Annotated in this window: 23 protein-coding genes; 21 read left to right on the top strand and 2 right to left on the bottom strand. The window is 70.0% G+C overall.

Annotated elements, in window-relative coordinates:
• Positions 1-45 precede the first annotated feature (45 nt).
• The 7 genes from B7P34_RS36685 to B7P34_RS06785 all read left to right on the top strand — a co-directional run bounded on the left by B7P34_RS36685 (position 46) and on the right by B7P34_RS06785 (position 4121).
• On the top strand, positions 46-1023 hold the full coding sequence (locus tag B7P34_RS36685; RefSeq protein WP_146166758.1) for a mucin-2: 978 nt from the start codon (positions 46-48) through the stop codon (positions 1021-1023).
• Positions 1020-1427, top strand: coding sequence for a hypothetical protein (locus B7P34_RS37325; RefSeq protein ID WP_106674890.1), 408 nt, complete (start codon positions 1020-1022; stop codon positions 1425-1427). Before B7P34_RS36685 ends, B7P34_RS37325 begins: the two co-directional genes overlap by 4 nt.
• A 256-nt stretch (positions 1428-1683) precedes the next feature.
• Positions 1684-1986 carry a WhiB family transcriptional regulator gene (locus B7P34_RS37320; protein WP_106674889.1) on the top strand — a complete coding sequence of 101 codons (303 nt, stop codon included), beginning with the start codon at positions 1684-1686 and terminating at the stop codon, positions 1984-1986.
• Positions 1983-2177, top strand: coding sequence for a hypothetical protein (locus tag B7P34_RS06800; RefSeq protein ID WP_106674888.1), 195 nt, complete (start codon positions 1983-1985; stop codon positions 2175-2177). Before B7P34_RS37320 ends, B7P34_RS06800 begins: the two co-directional genes overlap by 4 nt.
• A gap of 29 nt (positions 2178-2206) precedes the next feature.
• Positions 2207-2839, top strand: a complete 633-nt coding sequence (locus tag B7P34_RS06795; protein ID WP_106674887.1) for a hypothetical protein — start codon at positions 2207-2209, stop codon at positions 2837-2839.
• Between the two features lie 156 nt (positions 2840-2995).
• Positions 2996-3190, top strand: a complete 195-nt coding sequence (locus B7P34_RS06790; RefSeq protein WP_106674886.1) for a hypothetical protein — start codon at positions 2996-2998, stop codon at positions 3188-3190.
• Positions 3191-3215: 25 nt separating this feature from the next.
• Entirely contained in the window at positions 3216-4121 is a 906-nt protein-coding gene (locus tag B7P34_RS06785) for a class I SAM-dependent methyltransferase (protein WP_106674885.1), read from the top strand.
• Positions 4122-4433: 312 nt separating this feature from the next.
• Here B7P34_RS06785 and B7P34_RS36675 read toward each other — a convergent pair whose 3' ends face one another.
• Positions 4434-4757, bottom strand: a complete 324-nt coding sequence (locus B7P34_RS36675; RefSeq protein ID WP_146166756.1) for a hypothetical protein — start codon at positions 4755-4757, stop codon at positions 4434-4436.
• A gap of 819 nt (positions 4758-5576) precedes the next feature.
• Here B7P34_RS36675 and B7P34_RS06770 point away from each other — a divergent pair.
• From B7P34_RS06770 to B7P34_RS06710, 13 genes are all read left to right on the top strand, one after another.
• Positions 5577-6002, top strand: a complete 426-nt coding sequence (locus tag B7P34_RS06770; protein ID WP_189382539.1) for a hypothetical protein — start codon at positions 5577-5579, stop codon at positions 6000-6002.
• 19 nt (positions 6003-6021) lie between these two features.
• Positions 6022-7770, top strand: a complete 1749-nt coding sequence (locus B7P34_RS06765; RefSeq protein ID WP_106674881.1) for a terminase — start codon at positions 6022-6024, stop codon at positions 7768-7770.
• Positions 7771-7790: 20 nt separating this feature from the next.
• Entirely contained in the window at positions 7791-9185 is a 1395-nt protein-coding gene (locus B7P34_RS06760) for a phage portal protein (protein WP_106674880.1), read from the top strand.
• A gap of 152 nt (positions 9186-9337) precedes the next feature.
• Complete coding sequence (locus B7P34_RS06755) at positions 9338-9964, top strand: hypothetical protein (protein WP_146166755.1); 627 nt, start codon at positions 9338-9340, stop codon at positions 9962-9964.
• A gap of 112 nt (positions 9965-10076) precedes the next feature.
• A complete protein-coding gene (locus tag B7P34_RS06750) occupies positions 10077-10583 on the top strand; it encodes a hypothetical protein (RefSeq protein WP_106674878.1) in 507 nt (168 codons plus the stop codon).
• Between the two features lie 12 nt (positions 10584-10595).
• Positions 10596-11585, top strand: coding sequence for a phage major capsid protein (locus B7P34_RS06745; RefSeq protein WP_106674877.1), 990 nt, complete (start codon positions 10596-10598; stop codon positions 11583-11585).
• Between the two features lie 33 nt (positions 11586-11618).
• A complete protein-coding gene (locus B7P34_RS06740; protein WP_106674876.1) occupies positions 11619-12005 on the top strand; it encodes a hypothetical protein in 387 nt (128 codons plus the stop codon).
• Positions 11987-12349: a hypothetical protein gene (locus B7P34_RS06735; RefSeq protein WP_146166754.1), complete on the top strand. Its 363-nt coding sequence runs from the start codon at positions 11987-11989 to the stop codon at positions 12347-12349. The genes B7P34_RS06740 and B7P34_RS06735 overlap by 19 nt, the downstream gene beginning before the upstream one ends.
• Before the next feature lie 39 nt (positions 12350-12388).
• Complete coding sequence (locus B7P34_RS06730) at positions 12389-12700, top strand: HK97 gp10 family phage protein (RefSeq protein WP_146166753.1); 312 nt, start codon at positions 12389-12391, stop codon at positions 12698-12700.
• On the top strand, positions 12700-13080 hold the full coding sequence (locus B7P34_RS06725; protein ID WP_106674873.1) for a hypothetical protein: 381 nt from the start codon (positions 12700-12702) through the stop codon (positions 13078-13080). Before B7P34_RS06730 ends, B7P34_RS06725 begins: the two co-directional genes overlap by 1 nt.
• Before the next feature lie 65 nt (positions 13081-13145).
• On the top strand, positions 13146-13748 hold the full coding sequence (locus B7P34_RS06720; protein WP_106674872.1) for a phage tail protein: 603 nt from the start codon (positions 13146-13148) through the stop codon (positions 13746-13748).
• An 85-nt stretch (positions 13749-13833) separates the two neighbouring features.
• Positions 13834-14172, top strand: coding sequence for a hypothetical protein (locus B7P34_RS06715; RefSeq protein WP_106674871.1), 339 nt, complete (start codon positions 13834-13836; stop codon positions 14170-14172).
• 83 nt (positions 14173-14255) lie between these two features.
• A complete protein-coding gene (locus B7P34_RS06710; protein ID WP_106674870.1) occupies positions 14256-14591 on the top strand; it encodes a hypothetical protein in 336 nt (111 codons plus the stop codon).
• A gap of 72 nt (positions 14592-14663) precedes the next feature.
• Here the strand turns inward: B7P34_RS06710 and B7P34_RS06705 are convergent, their stop codons facing one another.
• On the bottom strand, positions 14664-15104 hold the full coding sequence (locus B7P34_RS06705) for a phage tail protein (protein WP_106674869.1): 441 nt from the start codon (positions 15102-15104) through the stop codon (positions 14664-14666).
• A gap of 299 nt (positions 15105-15403) precedes the next feature.
• Here B7P34_RS06705 and B7P34_RS37315 point away from each other — a divergent pair, with 299 nt between their 5' ends.
• Positions 15404-20230 carry a hypothetical protein gene (locus tag B7P34_RS37315; RefSeq protein ID WP_189382537.1) on the top strand — a complete coding sequence of 1609 codons (4827 nt, stop codon included), beginning with the start codon at positions 15404-15406 and terminating at the stop codon, positions 20228-20230.
• Positions 20231-20254 lie beyond the last annotated feature (24 nt).

Here is a 20254-nt window from a genome sequence, read left to right as displayed (position 1 = left end):
GCGGGCCGCGTGCAATCAGTCAGGACCAGGGGAGGGGAACAGAACATGTGGGCGCGGCTGGACGATGGCTTCCACTCACACCCGAAGATCATCCGGGCAGGCAACGCCGCCGCCGGGCTGCTGGTGAGGGTCATTTCGTATGCAGGTCAGCACCTGACGGACGGCGTCATCCCGGGGGCGGTCGTGCGTGAGTACGGGACCGCGCCGCAGATCCGCAAGCTGTCCGCCGTCGGGCTGCTGCACACCGCCGGGCACGAGTGCGTGCGCTGCCCGCAGCCGGACCCCGGCGACTACCTCGTCCACGACTTCCTCGCCTCCAACCCCTCCAGATCCCGCGTCGAAGCCGACCGCGAGCGAGCAGCCGAGCGCCAGCGGCAGGTACGAGCGGCAAAAACCGCCGCTGCTCCGGACGCGAACCGCGCACGAACCACACCCGCTTCACGTCCGAAGCGCACGCGAAACGACGCCGATTCGACCCCCCGTTTTCCGGCAGCGCCGCAGGTCAAAGAGGTGCGTCACGCCGGACGCCTCGCGGGCGCGCACGTAGACCCGACCCGTCCCGACCCAAGTTCTATCCCTACCGGGATAGAACAGTCCCCCCTTCACCCCCCACAGCGCACACCGGCCGGGCCGGAGGCGGCCGGCGTCCCCGCCTTCGCACAACCCCTCGCCGATCAACTCACCGCGGCCGGATGCCACGTGGGATGGCGAACCGACAGCAGCGACCGCGAGGCACTCCGCAGACACCTCGACCGCATCCCCGCCGACCGGCTCGTGGACGCCGCACGCCGTGCATGGAACCCCGCCAACCCGCCACGCACCATTCGTTACCTGCTGAAGGTCTGGGATGCCCTCCCCGACACCCCCGCCGACGCACCCGCCGCACCCCTCCCCGGCCCCTTCGTGGACCGGCACCAAGCCGCCAGCGACGACCAGTTCGCCCGCGCCCTGGACCGCGCCCGCGCCCGCATGGCCGCCGAAGACGCTGCCGAGACCGACGCACAGAAAGCCCTGATCTCGTGACCCCCGAAGAAACCGTGGCCCTGACTCGCTATGTCCGCGCCATCTGCCCCGGCCAGCGCTTCGACGAGTACACCCCCGACGCCTGGCACGACGTCCTCGCCCCCTACAACCTCGCCGACGCCCGCGCCGCCGTCATCGCCCTCGTGGACAGCGGCAAAGCCTTCGTGGCCGTAGGCGAGATCACGGCGAAGGTGCGCGAACTGCGCGCCGGCCGCTCCCGCCACATCCACGGCCCCGGCCAGCACCCGGAGATACCCGACGCAGACCCTGACGACATCCCCGCCTACCTCGCCGCCGTCCGCGCCCAGCGCATCCGCGCCGCCGACCCCACCACCCGCCGCCGTCCCCTCGCCGAACTACTCGCCGCCACCGGCCGCCACGTCCCGAAGGAACTCCGCCCTTGACCAGCCGGGGGAGTGCGAGAAAGACGGCGCCCGCCACATCGGATTCCACGTCTACCTCTCCAGCCTCTCCCGCCGCTTCTACCCCACCAAGGTCAACAACGGCCACAACGGCCCCTCCCGCGGCCCCGCACCCGCAATCGCGACCTATGACCGGCAGGCGTCCGTAAACGCCCCACACGGAGCCGTACAGCCATTCGAACCCGCGGGGCCGGTTCTACCCCGCCCCGCCCCGCCAACAAGCACCCACAGGAACCGCGTGCCGCCGATCAAAATCACCCCACCGCCCTACGTCCCCCGCAGCAATGAGTACCGCGTCCCCTGCGCGACCGCCCCCGCCCTCTTCTTCCCACCCGACCGGCAAGAGCTGCCGAAGGAGTACGCCGAGCGAGTCGCCGCGGCCAAGGAGGTCTGCTCCGGCTGTGCCATCCGCTCTACCTGCGGTGCCTGGGCCCGCGAGCACAGGGAGTGGGGCATCTGGGGCGGTCGCACCGAAGCGGAGCACGCCTACCGCCCCACCTCCCGACGTCACGTCGCACGCACGGAAGCCGCCGCCGCATGACCAGATCCACCGCCACCACCATCACCGACGACGGCCTGGACGACCTTTACGAGCGCCTCGCCACCGCCGCCCACATCGCCGACACCCTCCTGTGCACCACCCACCGGCGCACGGAGATCGTCATCACGCTGCGGGACTTGTGCGCCGGCGACATCGCCCCAGGCCACGCCATAGCCCAGATCGCAGCCTGACCCCGTCGGCAGCAAGGAGGACGCACACCATGACCGACCCCAACCGCCCCACCTGCACCATCTGCCACCGCCCCCTGTGGGCCGACGAGTGGCACCGATTTGCGTGCCGTCAGTGCGAACGGCGGATCGCCGACCACCTCGACCACCTCCCGGACCTGATCCACGATCTTCATGGACTCCTGACCCCCGGATCCCGTCGCGCGCTGGACGGACCCATCGCCCGCTCCAGCGCCGAACCGCCGGCCCCGATCCGCCTCGACATCCTCGACCGCATCACCGCCGCCGCGGCTGTGCTGGACACCTGGCTCGCCGACTGGCACGACCACCTCCAATGGCCGTCCCCCACGTACCGCACCGATCCACTTGCCGAGGCCGCCGCCGCCCTGCGGACCAACCTGCCCTGGGCCGTCGAACAGCACTTGGCGATAGACGATTTCGCCCAGGAGATCGCCGACCTTCACAGCGACGCAACCGGGCTCCTGGACCCCGGCAAGCGCGCCCGGCGCATCGGGCACTGCCCCGCCCCCGCACCCGACGACCCCGCGCAGGCGTGCGGCGCCGTCCTGCGCTACGTCCCCGGAGCGGCCACCGTCACGTGCCGGTGGTGCCGAACCACCTGGGACGCCATCGACCTGGGCGCAGCGCTCGCCCTAGCCGTCTGACCAGCAGGGGTATTTGGGGATCCCCTCCGGCCGTGTCACACTCAATCGCAGCACCCCCCGTATGTCCGCATACCGGTGCGAAAGCCAGAAAGCCCCTCCGGCCCCTCCCCCCCCGGCCGGAGGGGCTTTCTCGTACCCAGGCGGAGGCAGACGCACGTGTCCCCAACCACTCCCCTTATCTGCGACACCGTCGCCGCCGCCCACCACTTCCACGTCACACCCGCCACGGTCCGCCAGTGGATCCACCGCGGCCACGTCCGACGGTCCGGCTACGACCAAGCCGGCCGGGCCCTGGTCGACCTGCGCGAAGTCCGCGACTACGTGACCCAGCGGGGCACCACGGCAGCGTGAGCGCCTGCACGAAAGGCCGCGCCCCGTGTCTCAACTCGCCCTGATCGACGCCGCCCCCGTGACCACCGGGCGCGCCCTGCCGGGCATACAGCCGTTCTCCGTCCTCCGGACAGACCTGGGCCCATGGCGAGACCGCCGCCGCGCCTGGGAAGACCTCGGGCTGCACAGCCGACGAGGACGCGACGTCACCACGTTCAACACCGGCGGTTCCTTCGGCCGGAAGCTCGCCGACGTCAACGGCGGACTCTCCACCTTCGATCCCGTCCTCGCAGAGGCGTCCTACACCTGGTACTGCCCGGACGGCGGGCAAATCCTCGACCCCTTCGCCGGCGGCTCCGTGCGCGGCCTCGTCGCCGCCAACGGCGGCTTCCGGTACACCGGTATTGACCTGTCGCCCGTCCAAATCGACGCCAACGAGGAAGCCGCCGCAGACTGGCGCGCCCGCGACCTACTCGCCTCCGAACCCCGATGGATTCACGGCGACGCACTCGAAGAACTCCCCGAACTGCCCACGGCCCACGCGGACTACGTCTTCACCTGTCCGCCGTACCACGACCTTGAGCGATACAGCGATCATCCAGCCGACCTGTCCACCATGAGGTGGGCGACGTTCGCTGAGGCGTACAGCGCGATCATCGCCGAAACCGTCCGCTGTCTCGCGCGCGACCGGTTCGCCACCTGGGTTGTGGGCGAGGTTCGCAACAGCACGGGCACCGCCCGCGGCCTTGTGCCGCTCACCATTGCCGCACACGAAGCGGCCGGCGCCCGCCTCTACAACGACGCGATCTTGGTCAACACCCTCGGCACCGTCCCCATGCGACTCGGTGCCCAATGGCGCGCGTCCCGCAAGATGGGCAGACACCACCAGTACGTACTGACCTTCATCAAGGGCGACCCCCGCAAGGCCACCGCCTCACTGTCGACTCCCTGACCCACCACTGCGCCCACCGGGGTAGCCGGTCCCTGCCTCCGGGGAGGCACCCGCACCGCACGGGTGAGCCGGTTCGACTCCGGCCGGGATCACCAGGGAGTCCGCACCGCCCACTAGTAACCGGTCCTCGACATCGAGGGCGAGCCGAACGGGGTCGCAAGCCCGTGCGGACTCCTTACACGCCCGCCTGACCCAAGGGAGAGGTGCGCGGCCAATGCGCAGCCAATCGGCTCGGTTATGCCGCAGAGATCCCGGTTCGAACCCGGGGGCGGGCACTAGTAGAGCTTCCGGATGGTGTACTCGTCGTGGCCGTCAGGGGTTGTTCGGCGACTTCTCCATCTCGCCCGGGCGAGGCCGCCAGATGATGTCGCCGAGGCTCATCTTGCGGACCTCCCGGATGAACAGCGGCAGCGAGCCGCCGGGCAGAGCATTGGTGCCCGGCGAGTCCTGCATCTTGTGATACAGGTCGGTCAGCCGCTCGTCCGACCAGTTCTCGAACATCATGCGATGGAACCCGTAAGGGTCGTTCTTCAGCTGTCCAGCCGTCCAGTGGCCCCCGGAACTGTCCGCGACCGCCTGAATGGTGCTGTCGGGATCGTTGGCCTTCCATCCCGACCATCCCGTCAATCCGGGCATAGTGGTTCCCTTCCGTGCGGGCGCGCATGACGCACACCAGCGCCTGTCCCAGGTGGTCCTGTTCGTTCCCCACCCCGTCGGATTCTGACCCGGCTACGGACGACTCGCAGCCCGGACTGCGTCTGTTGGGTGAAAAGCCCTTCTGCCTCTCGGCGCACCGGACCGGCTCTCGAAGGCTCCACAGGAAAGACCCGGGCCCAATTCCCACCGTCACCGACACCCGGAGGTGACGGCCCCTGCCCTGGCACACCAGCAACCGCGCCGCTCGCCTACCCGGGAACTGGTCGGTGATCCGGGCCCGGGTCCTGGCGCGCGACCCGGTATGCCGCATCTGTGGCATCCGTCGTTCGACTCAGGTCGACCACGTCCAGGCCATGACCGACGACCACCGCGACCGGGCTCTACAGGGCGTATGCGGCCCCTGCCACGCCCAGAAGAGCGCGGCCGAGGGCGCCGCCGGCCGCGCCCGCCGCCCCGGCCGGCGCCGCCCCGACGACCCCCACCCCGGCCGACTGGGGTAACTCTGTGTGACTACCCCCTGGGGGGTGACCCCCCTCCCCGGTTCCGACCCAGGGCGATGGGCAATGCACCTGTCTTTCTGTACGGGTTTCCGAGCCCGTGAACCGGGGCCTTGACCACGTTGCCCGTGCATCACGCATCCCGCCGCTACTCGGGGTGGCCTGCCGAGGTCGTGAGGCAACGCGCGGGAACCGCCCGTCCCCACGAGTAGCTCGCACCTCTGGTGCGGCCGACAGGGGCGTAAGGCGGGCGGTCTCCCGCTCCCTCTTTCTCTGAACACAAGCAGTCGGAGGTGATCGCGTGGGCACCCGCGGACCCGTGCCGAAGCGTTCAACAGAGCGGCGCCGCCGCAACAAGGACGGCGCCGAACCGGTGCGCACTGCGTCCGCTTCCGGTGTGGTCGAGTGGCCCGACCCTGACGCGAGTTGGCACGCCATTGCCTGTGACTGGTACCTCTCCCTGGGCGCCTCCGGGCAGTCCCAGTTCTACGAGCCGTCCGACGTGGCCACCGCCCGGTACGTCGCCGAGGCCATGTCCCGGAACCTTGCCGCCGGCCGGTTCTCTGCCCAGCTCTTCGCCGCAGTCTCCTCTGCCATGACGGAACTCCTGACCACCGAAGGTGCCCGACGCCGCGTGCGCGTTGAGCTGGAGCGGGCGCCCGCCGAGGAGGAGAACCCGGCCGGCGTGACCGCCATCGCGGACTACCGGGCCGCCCTCGGCGCCTGACGCCTGACTCCCGGAGGGGGTGGTCGCCGCGACCGCCCCCTCCGAAGAGGATCTTCCCCCGGACGTCATCGAGCCGGTGGTCATCGGCCCGACGTGGCGCCGCGGGCCCGACGGGCGGTTCGTCCTACCGGAGTTCTCGCTGGGCTGGCACGTCCTGTCGTGGACCGCTGAGTATCTCCAGCACTCCGCTGGAACGCCCTGGAGGTACACCCCGGAACAGGCACGTTTCACTCTCTGGTACTACGCCGTCTCCCCGGAGACGAATCGATTCCTCTACCGGGACGCGGTGTTCCAGCGGTTGAAGGGCCACGGGAAAGACCCGCTCGCCGCGACCTACGCCGCGGTGGAGTTCGTGGGCCCGTGTCGGCCGTCGGGCCGTGTCGCCGGTCCCAACGATCCCTCCGGGGTTCCGGAGGGGCAGCCCCTCGGGCAGCCCCATCCAGAGCCTTGGGTGATGCTCGCGGCGGTCACGCAGTCGCAGACCCGCAACACCATGATGGTCTTCCCGGGGCTCTTCAGCCCGCGGGCCATCGAGGAGTACTCCATCGACCTCGGCAAAGAGGTCATCTATGCCCACAAGGGCCGGGCCCGGATCGAGGCCGTCACCTCGTCGCCCCGTGCCTTGGAAGGCTCCAGGGCATCCTGGAGCTTGATCAACGAGCCGCATCACTGGCTGGCTACCAACGGGGGCCACGAGATGGCAGCCGTTATCGAACGGAATGCCACCAAATCGGCTGACGGCTCCGCGCGAACCCTCGCGATCACGAACGCTTACGAGCCGGGGGAGAACAGCGTCGCGGAGCGGACGCGGGAGGCTTGGGAGGACGCGCAGGCCGGCCGCGCCGTGGACACCGGTCTTCTCTATGACTCTCTGGAGGCCCCGCCCGGTGCCAAGCTGACAGCCGCATGGGCGCCGAAGGTGATCGAGGCCGTTCGCGGGGATGCCACCTGGCTGGACATCGACCGTATCGTGGCCTCGATCCTCGACGTCCGTAATCCGCCCAGCCGTTCACGGCGGTTTTGGTACAACCAGATCGTTGCCGCAGAGGACGCGTGGTGCGCGCCCTATGAGTGGGATGCCTGCGCCCGGCCCGACTTGACCCTGTCCGACGGCGACGAAGTCGTGTTGTTCCTCGACTGCTCCAAGAGCGACGACGCCACCGGCCTGGTGGCCTGCCGCATGGCCGATGGCCACGTCAGCACCCTCGGGGTATGGCAGCGACCGCCACAGGTCGACGTGTGGAACGTCCCCCGCGAAGACGTCGACGGGGTAGTGGACAACGCCTTCAACAGGTTCCGGGTGCTGGCGTTCTTCGCCGACCCCGGCACGGGCGAGGACCAGGTGGACGGCAGCCGCTACTGGGACCGCTTCATCGACGCCTGGGCAGAGCGGTACGGCGCCCGGCTCCTGGTCCACGCGACGACGACCGGCACCCGCCGGCATGCCGTCGAGTGGGACATGGGCGGCGACCGCCGCCGCCAGGAGGAATTCACCCACGCCGTGGAACGCGCTGAAGTGGACATCCTGGAACGGCAGTTGACGCACGACGGCCACAAGATCATGCGCACCCACGTCCGCAACGCGCGGAGACGCACGAACGCCTTCGGCATCACGATCGGCAAGGAACACCGGGCCTCCCCCCGGAAGATCGACCTCGCCGTCTGCATGATCGGCGCCCGCATGCTCCGCCGCCTCGTCATCAACAGCAGCAAGTACGGCAAGCGCCCCCGGGCGCGCGGTAAGGGACGGGTCATCGTCCTCGGATAGCAGCGAGGAGACCACGCACCTTGTCCACCCCTGCCCTGCCCACCCTCGCCCTCGCCGACGCCGAGGCCGCCACGCTGTCCCGGATGGTAGCCACGGCGGCCGAGGACACATGGCGCCTGCGGACGCTGGACGACTACTTCACCGGCCTGTCCCGCATGGCGAACCTCGGGATCGCCGTGCCGCCGGCGCTCCAGGCAGTCCGTACCGTCACGGGGTGGCCGCGGATCATCGTGGACGCGTTGGACGAGCGCCTCGACATTGACAGCCTGAAATGCCCGGACGATGCCGGGGCCGAGGCCGCGGTGGGCGCCATCTGGGACGCCAACGACCTCGCCGTGGAATCGCAGCTCGCGCACCAAGACGCCCTGGTCTACGGCCGCAGCTACCTCGCGGTCGGCGTTGACGAGTGGGGCGATCCGCTCGTGTCGGTGGAGTCGCCGCAGCACATGAGCGTGGACTACGACGTCCGGACCCGCACCGTGCGCGCGGCCCTGCGCCTGATCACCGCGGGTTCCCAGAGATCCGCCACCCTCTACCTGCCCGATCAGACGGTCTACCTGGAAGGCTCCGGGACCGGGTGGACGGTGGCCGACCGGCAGCCACACAGCCTCGGCGTGGTCCCCGTGATCCGCCTCGCCAACCGGCAGCGGATCGCCGACCGGCGCGGCTCCTCCGAGATCACCGAAGAGGTGCGCGCCCTGACCGACGCCGCGTGCCGGACCCTCCTGGGCCAGGAGATCGCCCGCGAGTTCTTCGCCGCTCCGCAGCGCTACGTCCTCGGTGCCTCGGAAGGCTCGTTCCAGGGGCCGGACGGCACGCAGCGGAGCGCGTGGGAGACCTACATCGGCCGCTACCTCGCACTGGAGCGCGACGAAGACGGCGCGGTTCCCGAGGTCGGGCAGTTCCCGGCCTACGACCCGGGCGTCTACGGCCGCATTGTCGACACCTACGCCCGCCTCGTCGCCGGCGTCACCGCCCTGCCCGCGCACATGCTCGGCTACACCACCGACAACCCCGCCTCCGCCGAGGCCATCCGCAGCGCGGAGGCCCGGCTGATCAAGAAGGCAGAGCGGCGCCAGCGGAGTTTCTCCGGCCCGTGGTCGCGCGCGATGCGCCTCGCCCTCCAGCTCACCGGCGCCACCGCACCCGTGCCGACCGTCAACGTCCAGTGGCGCGACCCCTCCACCCCGACGGTGGCCGCCCAGGCCGACGCCACCACCAAACTGGTGGCCGCCGGGGTCCTGCCGGCGGACTCGGAGGTCACCCTGGAACGGGCCGGTATCGACCGCGCCCAGCGGCAACGTATCGCCGCCGACCGGGCCCGCAGCGCCGGCCGGGACGCCCTGGACCAGATCGCCCGCACCCTCACCAGCGACAGCCGCGCCAGCAAGGCCGACTACCAGGCCGCCGCATGAAGATTCTTCGGGCGCTTGCCGACGGACACCGCCGCAGGCAGGAAGCCCTGTCACGGGTCCTGCGGACGGAGTACATGACGGCATGGGCGCGCCACCGAGCCGCACCCCCGGGCCCGGAGGCCGAACGGGCGTGGTCGGCGACCGTCACGCGCATGGTCCACAAATACGGCCTGGCCTCCGCGTCCCTCGCCGCCGACTACTACGACGAAGCCCGCCGGGCCGCAGACGTAAAGGGCTCCTTCACTGCCACGGTGGCCGACCCGCCGCCTGCGGCTCAGATCACCGCCGCCCGCAACGCTGTGCGCCGGACCGCCGCATCCCAGCCCCAAGTTGAGGACGGCGCGGAAGCCGTGGAGGCGTGGCGCCGCACGCAGCAGGAACGCGACCTTGCCGCCGTGCAGCGCCTCGCCGCGCAGGCCGGCCGCCGCACGATCGAGCAAGCCACCCGCGCGGACCCCGAGGCGGTCGGATGGGTGCGCGTGACCGGCGGCAACTGCTGCGCCTTCTGTGCCCTCCTCGCCATCCGCGGACTCATCTACGGCGACCGCACCCGAGCGGTGCGCACCAGTTCCGGCGACCCGTACCACGACCGCTGTGCCTGCACCCCCGAGCCGGTCTTCCGCGGCCGGGCGTCCGAGGGCGAACCGCAGGTCGCCGAGTGGGAAGAGCTGTACTACGACGCCTCCCACGGCGTGTACGGCACGGAGAAGCTCCGAGCCTTCCGGCGTGCTTTCGATACGAAGTACGGCAGGGGCCGCGCCCCCGCCCCGACCGCCTGACACCCCCTGCCCCGTTCCGCAAGGCCGCCTTCCGCTGCCCGCCCTGTCCTTCCCCCGGCCCTGTCACCCACCCCTGTGACGTGGCCTTTTGCACGCCCGGAGGTCGTCACTCATGCCCCACCCTGACCCCACCACCGCGCCGGACGGGACCGCTGTCCAGGACGATGCACCGCGCTCGTGGGAGGACCCCACTGCCGCCCGCGCGGAGATCGAGCGCCTTACCGCCGAGCTAGCCGGCCACGTCGCGCGCGTCGCCGAGCTGGAGCCCGCCGCCGCCCAACTGCATCAGCTTCAGGAGGCCGGTAAGACCGAGGCCCAGCGACTTACGGAGCGCGCGGAGGCCGCGGAGCGCCTGGCCGAACAGACCCGCGCCGAGTTGATCCGCGCGCAGGTCGCGCACTCCAAGGGCCTCACCGCCCGACAGGCCGCACGCCTCGTCGGCACCACCCAGGAGGAGCTGGAGGCCGACGCGGACGAACTGCTGGCCGACCTCACCCCCACACCGGCCGGCCACCGCCTCATGCCGCCTGACCCCTCGCAAGGCTCCTCCGGCCAGCACACCGCCGCCGACCCCGCCGCGCTGTTCGCCGGGCTCCTCCACAACTCCCTCCACCGCTAAGGAAGTCGCGCCATCGCCAGCACCACCCCGATCCAGACCCGCGGTGTCCCCTCCCAGCTCCTCCCGCCGGAGATCACCGCCCCAATCTTCGACCGCGCCGTAGAGTCCTCGGCCGTCATGCAGCTTGCCCGGCGCGTGCCGCTCTCCCTCACCGCCGAGACCGCGATCCCCGTGTCCGGCGACGTCCCCCTGGCGGACTGGGTCGACGAGGCGGGCACCAAGCCTCTCGGCTCCACCTCCATGACCGTGCGGACCATGCGCGGCAAGAAGGTCGCCGTCCTCGTCCCCGTCAGCGCCGAAGTGGCCATGACCAATGCGGCGGGCGTGTACGCGCAGCTTCAGCGCGACCTGCCCACCGCACTCGGCCGCGCCTTCGACTACGCGGCCATCCACGGCAAGACCATGGCCGGCGCGAAGGGTCCGTTTGAGGACCATCTGACCGCCACGCCCAACACCGTGGCTCTTGGCGCGACTGCTCAGTCCAAGGGCGGTATTTACGCCGATGTGGTCACCGGCCTGAAGAGCGTTGCCGCGGCTGGCTACGACACCACCGGTTTCGTGGCTGACCCGCTCCTGAAGCCCGAGCTGCTGCTCGCCACCGACGCGACCGGCCGCCCGATGTTCGTACCGGATCCGGCCGGGCAGGGCACCGTTTCCCGCGGTTCCCTCATCGGCTATCCCGTTGCTTACAACCGGGGCGTGGGCGGCAAGCTCAACAGGCAGAGCAGCACCGCCGACACGGGCCTTCGCGCGGTCGCCGGCGACTGGGACCAGGCCGTCTACGGCGTGGGCATGGACATCACGATCAAGACAACCGACGTCGGCACCTACGTCGACGCCGACGGCCACGTCCACAGCGCCTTCCAGGAGAACCTGATCTTGATGCTGTGCGAGGCCCACTATGGGTTCACGATCGGCGACAAGAGCGCGTTCGTCACCTACACCGCGCCCGCCATCGCGCCGAAGGCACCGAAGCAGGGCGACTTCGCCCTGGCCGCCTAACTCCTACGCAGATGGCAAGGGCGGTGATCATCGGTGCCCGTCGTCACGCCGCAAGACCTCGCCGACCTCCTCGGCCAGGACGTGCAGGAAGACCGTGCGCGGATGATCATCGTCCAGGCCGAGGCCCTGTGCCGGGCCGTGGTGAGCCCCTTGCCCGAGGGCGCCGGCGCCGTCGTGCTGTCCGTGGCCGCCCGCGCGTACGCCAACCCCCAAGGCATCGTGGCCGAGACGGTGGGTCCGTACAGTGTCCAGCGACCCCACGCCCAGGCCGGTCTGTACATGACCCGGGACGAACGCCGGTCCCTCAAGCTCATGGCCGGCCGCGGCGGCGCCTTCAGCATCAACCCGACTCCACCCGGGGCGGGGGCACCGCCCGGCCGCCCGGCGTCATGGGATCTGCCGTGGTGGTACGACCAGTGATCAGCCTGCCCCCTCCCCGGTTCGGGGAGACGGTCACCGTCCTGCGCCCCGGCCCGCCCGTCCGGGACATCTACGGCAACGACGCTGGCGGCCCCGACGCGGAGCACCCGTTGCCCGGATGCGCGATCGCCCCGGGCCCCGGCGGCGAAATCGTGGGCGGCCAGGACACCGTCACCGAGCATCTGACGATCTACGCCCCCGCGACCGTCGACGTCCGTCCCACTGACCGGCTACGGATTCGCGGCCTGACCTACACGGTCCACGGGCCGGTGGAGGCGTACCACTCCCCACTGACCGGAACGACCGCCGGTGTGCAGATCATCGCCCGCCGCGTAACGGGCTAGCCCCTTGTCCACAGGCTGTAGAGGAAGGGGGTCCTCGTCGTGCCACCGAAGGTGAAGATCAACCGAACGGGGCTCCGTCAGCTCCTCGACTCCTCCATGATCACAGCGGCCTTGATGTCGCACGCGGAGGAGATCAAGGCGGTGGCCGAAGCTACCGCCCCGGTGGACTCCGGCACCTACAAGGGGTCGTTCGAGGTGTGGGCCCGGCGCCGGATGGGCGTGCGCAAAGACCGCACGGGCGCCGCCGTGATCAACTCCGCGCGGCATGCCCGGTTCGTGGAGTACGGCGGTGACGGTGCCCCTGCCCATCACACCCTCCTGCGTGCCGCAACCAACGGCCGGGGCACGTGATGTGGCCGGACGCTGAAGCGGCCCTGATCGCCTGGCTCACCCCCCACCTGGGCGTGCGGGTGTGCACCGATACCCCCGCCGACCTGGACCACGCCGTCCCCCTCCTGCGCCTCCAGCGCATCGGGGGCGGCGATGACGGGTTCCGCCTCGACCTGGCAGTGGTCGACCTCGATGCGTTCGCGGTCACCCGGGCCGGCGCCGCCGACCTGGCTACCCGCGCCCGTACCGCGCTGCTAGCGGACCTGCCCGGCTCGGCTCTCCCGGACGTCGTGTTCACCTCCGCGGCAACGGTGGCCGCCCCCGCCTGGCGCCCATGGGCGAGCCAGGCCGTGACCCGGATCGGCGCGACCTACGCCGTCCGCCTCCACACCCGCCCCTGACGGCGCCCCTACTCCCAATCCCCGTGGCTGCTACGGGGGTTTGCTCACCTGAAGGAACGTTCCCCTTGGTACAGATCACCCGCGCCGCCGACCTGGCCATGGTCGGCGCCAACGGGGGCGGGTGGGTCGCCCCGCTCGGCACCCCCGGCCCCACCACTCTTGGCACACCCCCCGCCCCGTGGTCCGGACTTGGCGCCATCAGTGATGACGGCCTGAAGTACGGCGTGGACGAGGACATCAAGTCCTTCCAGCCGTGGGGCGTGACCAGCGCCTTTCGCACTCAGATCACGAAGTCGGTCCGAACTTTCGGCCTGACGCTGTGGGAGACCAACTCCCTGATCGTGAAGTCGATCATGTTCCGTATCCCCGTCGGCGACCTCGTCGCCGGCCAGGACGGGACGGCACGGTTCGCGGAGACTGCGAGCCCTTCGCCAGACCGCCGGAGCTGGTACTTCCTCGTAGCCGACGGCGACACCATGAGCGGCTTTTACGTGCCGGCCGGAGAGGTCACCGATCGCTCGGACGTCCAGTACAAATCCGAGGAGATGGCGGGATACGACATCAAGATCACCGCCTATCCGGACGCCAGCAACAACACCGTCTACCACGTGTTTTCCATGAAGGCCCCGACGGCACCCAAGGAGAACCCGCCGGCCCCGAAGACGTGATCGACCCCGGCCCCCACGCCCCCTCCTCCGCCACCTCGTGTCACCCCGGCCCGGCCGACTGAACCAGTAAGGACGCCCCACCTCCATGACCACGCACGACCTGCCCGACACCGACCTCGCCACCAAGGGCCAGGATACCGACGCCATCGGCGACTACGTACCGGCAGAACTGGCCGGCCGCCCCGTCCGCGCCCTGCCCTCCCAGCGCTGGCGCGCCTCCCACCTGCGCGCCCTGAACGCCGGTGACCTCGACAGCTTCGCCGAGAGCGTGCTTCACCCCGACGATGTCGATGCCTGGTACGAGGGCGACCCGACGCAGGACGAGATCGGCAAGTGGGTCGCGCAGGTCGCCGAGGCCGGCGGCGAGGCGCTGGGAAAGTCCAGTGGACGCACCAGGTCCTCGAAGAGCACGCGGAAGCGGTAGAGGCAGACCTTCGCCGCTACTACCCCGGTACGGACCTGCTGGATCTGCACCGGGGCCGCCTCACCTGGCGGCAGGTACGCGTGATGATCGAGCACCTCCCGCCCGAGGCAGCGACCATGACCGCCCTGCGTAACAACGCGCCGCCCGCCGACCTCGACGCGCAGGCCGAGGGCGCCGACCCGTCCCGGGGCCGCTGGTCGCAGACTGACCTGCTCCTCGCGCAGACCATCGACGCCGTCAACCGCCTCACGCACTACTACGCCCTGGTCAACACCAGCGGCGGCAAACAGCCGGACCCGCCCTCGCCGGTCCCGCGCCCCGGTGTCCCCCGCACCCGCGCCCACCGCCCGCGCATGAGCGACGCGGCGGCGCAGACGCTGTTGCAGATCATCAACGGCCACCCCGGCCCGCCCGCGTAACGCCTGTCCTGTGACAGTGCACCTTCGCCGAATGCTGGCCTCGGTGGGGGACTCGGGGCGGGAGAGCTGCCATCACTCGATGGTCATGTCTTCGTAGGTGATCGTTACCTTCTCGATCGCCGGGTCAGTGTTGCCGGCTTGCAGAGTCGGCCCTGACCACGATGAGGCCCAGGCGTTGATCAGGTTGACACGCCTGACCGGGGCCTTGTTTCCGTCAAGGAGCGAGATCGAGATGTTCGTCGGCGCCGAATCGCCCCCTTGGCCAGCTGCCGTCTGCTTGACCCAGTCGATCCACGCCGGGTTCTGGTCCATGGGCCGGGTCAAGGTGATGTGCGGGAGCACTTCGGCAACGGGATTCTTCCGGGTGAGCAGGTGCCCATCTGGCGTAACACTCTTCACCTCAATGGCATCGGATCCAAAGCTTAGGCCGCTGAGGCCCTGGTAGGTGGCCACCCGGAGCTTCCCCAGGTCCACGGCAAAAACATCCGTACTGATCGCGTCGCCGACGCCCATGTGAACTCCATTCGATCTCGCGCCCTACGTCACAGTCCGTCACCCGGGGACCGGTCACGAGGCGCCTCTCGTCTCCAGCCGCAGGAGCTTCCCCTCCCCGCCCGTGCACCATGCGTAACCCCGGATTTGTGCCCCGAACGAGCCAGACGCCCTCTGAACGCGAACAAATGGGCGGTGCAGCGACGAGCACACGGCCAGACGTTGCCTGATCAACCTTTATGACAACCGGTCAAGGGTCGTCGTCATAGAACCAACGTCCGCCGGGTCGGCGGTCACTCCCGCACGTAAGGAGGGCCGCCGTGGCAATCGTTGTCGGCTCTGTCGAGGTTCAGGTCATCCCCAACACCCGGGGAATCGGCCAGCGTTTGCGGACGGCGCTTGCCGAACCGGCCACGAGTGCAGGGCAGGAGGCCGGGCGCCTGGCCGGGCAGGCGTTCACGCAGGCCATGACCGCCGGTGTGGGCGGCGGCGCGCAGATCGGCACCACCCTCGGCCGCGATATTGCCGCCGCCCTCGCCCCCGCGATTCGCCGTGCCATCCCCGACGCCGTTCGCGCCGGTGGCACCCGGGCCCGTCAGCAGGCCACCCGCGAGGGCGAGCAGACCGGCGGCGCGTTCGCCCGGTCGCTGAAGACCCGGTTGGAGGCAGCGTTCCGGACGCTGCCGAAGATCACTATCGGTGCGGACACGGCCGAGGCTGACGCGGACCTTCAGGCGCTGCGCGTGCGCATGGAGGCCCTGGCCGGCAAGACGGTCGGGGTCGACATCGACGCGGAGGCCGCCCGTGCGGAAGCCGAGGCCCTGGAGGCCGAGCTTCTGCGCCTGGGCGCCGCGCACCCGGACGTGACGATCCGCGCGGACACCGCCGCTGCCCGCGCCCACCTCGCCGCGGTCCGCGAGGAGATCGACCGGATTACGGCCCGTCCCGGTGTCGTCCGTCTGGAGACCGACGGCAGTTTCGGCGGCCGTCTGCGGGCCCAGGTTCAGGCCGCGCAGGCCGCCCTGCCGGAGATCAACATCACGGCGGACACTGAACCCGCCCGCGCTCAGCTCGCCACGCTGCGCGCCCAGCTCACCACCCTTGCCACGGCCCGGATCGGCATCGATGTCGACGCCGGCGCGGCCATGGCGCAGATCGACGCCGTCCAGGCCCGCCTGGCCGCCCTGGCCGCCTCGGACGCGGACATCGACGTGAGGGTGGATGCCGCGCAAGCATCCGCCGCCCTGGCCGCGGTCCGCGCGCAGGCCGACGCCCTCGACGGCAAGCGGATCGATTTCGACTTCTCCCCAGCCCTGCTGGGGACCCTGGGCCTCACCCTCGCCCTCGCCGGACTCGCCGCCGCCCCCGGCGCGGAAATCCTCGCCGGGCAGGTCGCCGGCCTCGCCGCGGCCACGGTCGTTGCCGCATCCGGCTTCGCCGTCCTCGGCGCCGTCGCCGCACCGGCAATCATCGGGATCGCGCAGGCACTCCAGGCCAAGAAGGCGGCTGAGGACGCCGCCGCCGCGGCCACCGACACCGGGGCCCGCGCCGCCGCCCAGGCGACGCAGCGCGCTTTTCAGCAGGAAGGCGCCGTTCGCGCCCTGGCCACCGCGCAGCGCAACGCTGCCGAGCAGATCGCCGCCGCACAGCGGCAGGTAACCCAGGCCGAAGACGGCGTCCGTCGCGCCGAGCAGCAGCTCACCCGCGCCCAGGACGACGAGCGGCGCGCGCAGCAGGAGCTGACCCGGGCCCGTGCCGACGCCGTCCGGCAGCTGGAGGACCTGAACAACCAGGTCACCGACTCCGCCCTGTCGGAGCGGGCGGCGACGCTGCGCCTGACGCAGGCCAAACAGGACCTGGAGAAGGTCCGGGCCGACCCCGCCGCAAGCCAGTTGGAGCGGGATCAAGCCCAGCTCACCTACGACCAGGCCGTCCAGGGCCTGAAGGAACAGTCCCTCGCGCATAAGCGTCTGGAGGCCGACGCCCGCCGGGCGAACGCGGCCGGTGTTGATGGCGCGGAGGGGGTGCGGCGCGCGCAGGACGCCGCCGCGCAGGCCCACGAGCGCGTCGCTGACCAGGCCCGCGCCGTTGCCGACGCGCAGGCCCGGGTAGCCGACGCCGTCCGCGGTGTGGCGCGGGCCCAGGCCGCGGCGGCCGACACGATCGCCAACGCCGAGCGGCAGGTGGCCGCGGCCCACATGCAAACGGCCGACGCCACGTCGACGGCGGACACTGCCGCGCAGAAGTACCGCCGCGCCCTCGACGAGCTGTCGCCGGCCGCCCGCGCCACCTTCGACGCCGTCGTGGCGCTGAAGGAGGGATTCAAGGACTGGTCGGCGTCGCTTCAGCCGGAGGTGATGCCGCTTTTCACCCGCGGCCTCAACGGCGTGCGGGCATCCCTGCCCGCTTTCACGCCCTTGGTGCGCGAAGCGGCGGCCGGTGCCCGGGAGTTGATGGATGCCACGGCGGCGGACTTCAAGACCCCTTTTTGGGATCGCTTCCGTGATGACCTGACGCAGGCCATCCGGCCTGCCATCCGGAATACCGGGATCGCACTCGGGTACTTCTTCAAGGGCTTTGCGGGCGCGCTGGGCGCCGCCCTGCCGCACACGGAGAGCTTCACTCAGCGCCTGGTCGATCAGGCGAAACGCTTCTCTGAGTGGGGAGACCGGCTCCGCGACTCGCCCGGCTTCGCCGCCTTCCTTGCGCGAATTCGCCAGAACGGCCCGGTAGTTGGCGGGATTCTCCGCGATATCGGCACGACTTTAGGCAACGTTTGGACGGCCGTTCAGCCGATGTCCGGGGTCACGCTGCTCTTCGTCGGCGACCTCGCCCGCCTCGTCTCCCTCGTCCCGCCGGGCGTCCTGGAGGCCATCGGCGTTGCGCTGATCACCATCAGCCTCGGTCTGCGCGCCGTCGCTGCCGCGGAATGGCTGGTCAACGCCGCCACGACGGCGATGGCGCTTCTCGTCCAGGCCACGCCTGTCGGCTGGACGATGGACGTGATCCTGCTGGTGATCGGTGCCCTCGTCGCCCTGGGCCTGGCCGTCGTCTACCTCTGGCAGCGCTTCGGCTGGTTCCGCGACGGGGTGACGGCGTGCTGGGACGTCATCAAGGCGGCCTGCCTCCTCGCCTGGACCACGGTTATTCAGCCGGTGTTCGCGTGGATCGCGGGCATCGTCATGGACCGGGTGGTCCCGGCCTTCATGTGGCTGTGGAACTCCACGCTCTCCCCTTTTTTTGCCTGGATATCGGTCCAGTTTTCAACTATCTGGGGGACGTACGTTCAGCCGGCGTTCTCCTGGCTCGCCGACTTCATCATGACGCGGGTCGTTCCGGCCGTCCTGTGGCTGTGGCAAGGCGCGGTCGTCCCCGCGTTCCAGATGATCGGGCAGATCGTCTTCGCAGTGTGGACCGGAGTGCTTCAGCCGGTCCTGTCGGCCCTGTGGTCGATCATCGCGAACAGCCTCTTCCCGGTCGTCCGCGACTTCGCCCAGGCCGTTGTCTGGCCCATGTTCCAGCTCATCGGCCAGGTCATCAAAACGGTCTGGCTGGACGTGATTTGGCCGACCCTCCAGCTTTTCTGGTCGTTCATTAAGAACATCCTGTGGCCGGTCATCGTCCTTCTTTACGACGCCGTCGTGAAGCCCACCTTCGCGCTGATCGGTGCGGCGATCGTCGCCGCCTGGACCTACGTCATCCGGCCCGCGGTCGGCGCGTTCTCCTCCTTCCTGAAGGACATCCTCGGCCCCGCGATCTCGTGGCTGTACTACAGCATCGTCAAGCCGGTGTGGCGCTGGATATCCGACGCCATCACGTGGGGGTGGCAGAACGGCATACGGCCCGCATTCGACGCCCTGAAGGACGGAATCGGCGCAGTCTCCTCCGCCTTCGCGCACGCGAAGGACGGGATCGCGACTGCGTGGAAGAAAATCGAGGGCGCCACGAAGGACCCGGTCAACTTCGTGATCGGGACCGTATGGAACTCGGGCGTCCTTGACATCTGGAACACCCTGACCGGCTGGATCCCAGGCATCGGCGACAAGCTGAAAATGGAAAAGCTTCCCCTGCTTGCCGCCGGCGGACCTCTACCGGTCCGCCCCGGGGTCTTCAACCGCCCGACGGCCATCGTCGGCGAGGGAAATCCCCGCTACCCGGAATACGTCATCCCGACCGATCCCCGATACCGGGCACGCGCCCTCGGACTCCTCCAAGCCGCCGGCACGCAGATGCTCGCCAGGGGCGGAATTCTCGGCTCGGCCCTCGACTGGGGCAAGGAATCCGCCGGTAAGGCGTGGGACTGGACGAGCGACAAGGCCACCAAGACGTGGCGCGGCGTCAAGGGTGCCGCGGACATGCTGGCCAACCCCGGCCAAGCCATGGATGCGCTGCTGAAACCCGTCCTCGGAGACCTGGACGGCCTGGACGCGGCGAAGTGGGCGCAGATGATCGGCGAGGTGTTCCGGACGCCGGTCATGGGCCTGAAGGACACCGTCACCGACTTCGTGAAGGGCTTCTTCTCCGCAGGTGGAAGCCCGCAGATGGGGGGTGACACCGGCGGTAGCGGGGTCACCCGCTGGACGCCGCAAGTGCTCCAGGCCCTGAGCATGCTCGGGCAGCCGGCGTCCTGGCTCGATACTGTCCTCCGCCGCATGAATGATGAATCGGGCGGAAATCCGAACATCGTCAATACCTGGGATATCAACTGGCAGGACGGTACGCCGTCCGTCGGTTTGATGCAGGTAATTGGGCCGACTTTCGATGCATATGCGGGGCCTTTTCGGAATACGGGCCCGTTCCTGTACGGGACTTCCGTCAACCCACTTGCCAATATCTATTCCGGCCTGAATTACGCCTTGCATAGATATGGGTCACTGTCCGCTCTGGATCGACCGGGCGGCTACGACTCCGGCGGCTACCTGCCCCCGGGCCTGTCCCTCGTCTACAACGGGTTGGGCCGCCCAGAGCCCGTTTTCACGCCCACCCAGTGGGACATGATCGCCGACTCAAAGGGCCTCAACTCCCCGGGTGGGAACGGCACAACTGCCGGTGCGGCGCCGGTCATTCACCTGCACGCCGTACCCGGCATCCCCACGGAACAGCAGATCGTGTCCGCGCTGAAATTCGCGGACGCCCTGTACGCCTGACCAGTACGGCCCACGCGCCAACCA

It is taken from the genome of Streptosporangium nondiastaticum (genome assembly GCF_003011965.1).
GTDB classification, from domain to species: Bacteria; Actinomycetota; Actinomycetes; order Streptomycetales; family Streptomycetaceae; genus Streptomyces; species Streptomyces nondiastaticus.
This window is presented reverse-complemented; position numbering and strand designations above follow the sequence as displayed.

Coding starts and splice junctions, on each gene's coding strand:
- B7P34_RS06715 (WP_106674871.1), top strand. CDS start 13,834: ATGACCACGCACGACCTGCCCGACACCGACCTCGCCACCAAGGGCCAG.
- B7P34_RS06710 (WP_106674870.1), top strand. CDS start 14,256: ATGATCGAGCACCTCCCGCCCGAGGCAGCGACCATGACCGCCCTGCGT.
- B7P34_RS06725 (WP_106674873.1), top strand. CDS start 12,700: ATGTGGCCGGACGCTGAAGCGGCCCTGATCGCCTGGCTCACCCCCCAC.
- B7P34_RS06750 (WP_106674878.1), top strand. CDS start 10,077: ATGCCCCACCCTGACCCCACCACCGCGCCGGACGGGACCGCTGTCCAG.
- B7P34_RS36675 (WP_146166756.1), bottom strand. CDS start 4,757: ATGCCCGGATTGACGGGATGGTCGGGATGGAAGGCCAACGATCCCGAC.
- B7P34_RS06755 (WP_146166755.1), top strand. CDS start 9,338: ATGGTCCACAAATACGGCCTGGCCTCCGCGTCCCTCGCCGCCGACTAC.
- B7P34_RS06800 (WP_106674888.1), top strand. CDS start 1,983: ATGACCAGATCCACCGCCACCACCATCACCGACGACGGCCTGGACGAC.
- B7P34_RS06705 (WP_106674869.1), bottom strand. CDS start 15,104: ATGGGCGTCGGCGACGCGATCAGTACGGATGTTTTTGCCGTGGACCTG.
- B7P34_RS36685 (WP_146166758.1), top strand. CDS start 46: ATGTGGGCGCGGCTGGACGATGGCTTCCACTCACACCCGAAGATCATC.
- B7P34_RS06795 (WP_106674887.1), top strand. CDS start 2,207: ATGACCGACCCCAACCGCCCCACCTGCACCATCTGCCACCGCCCCCTG.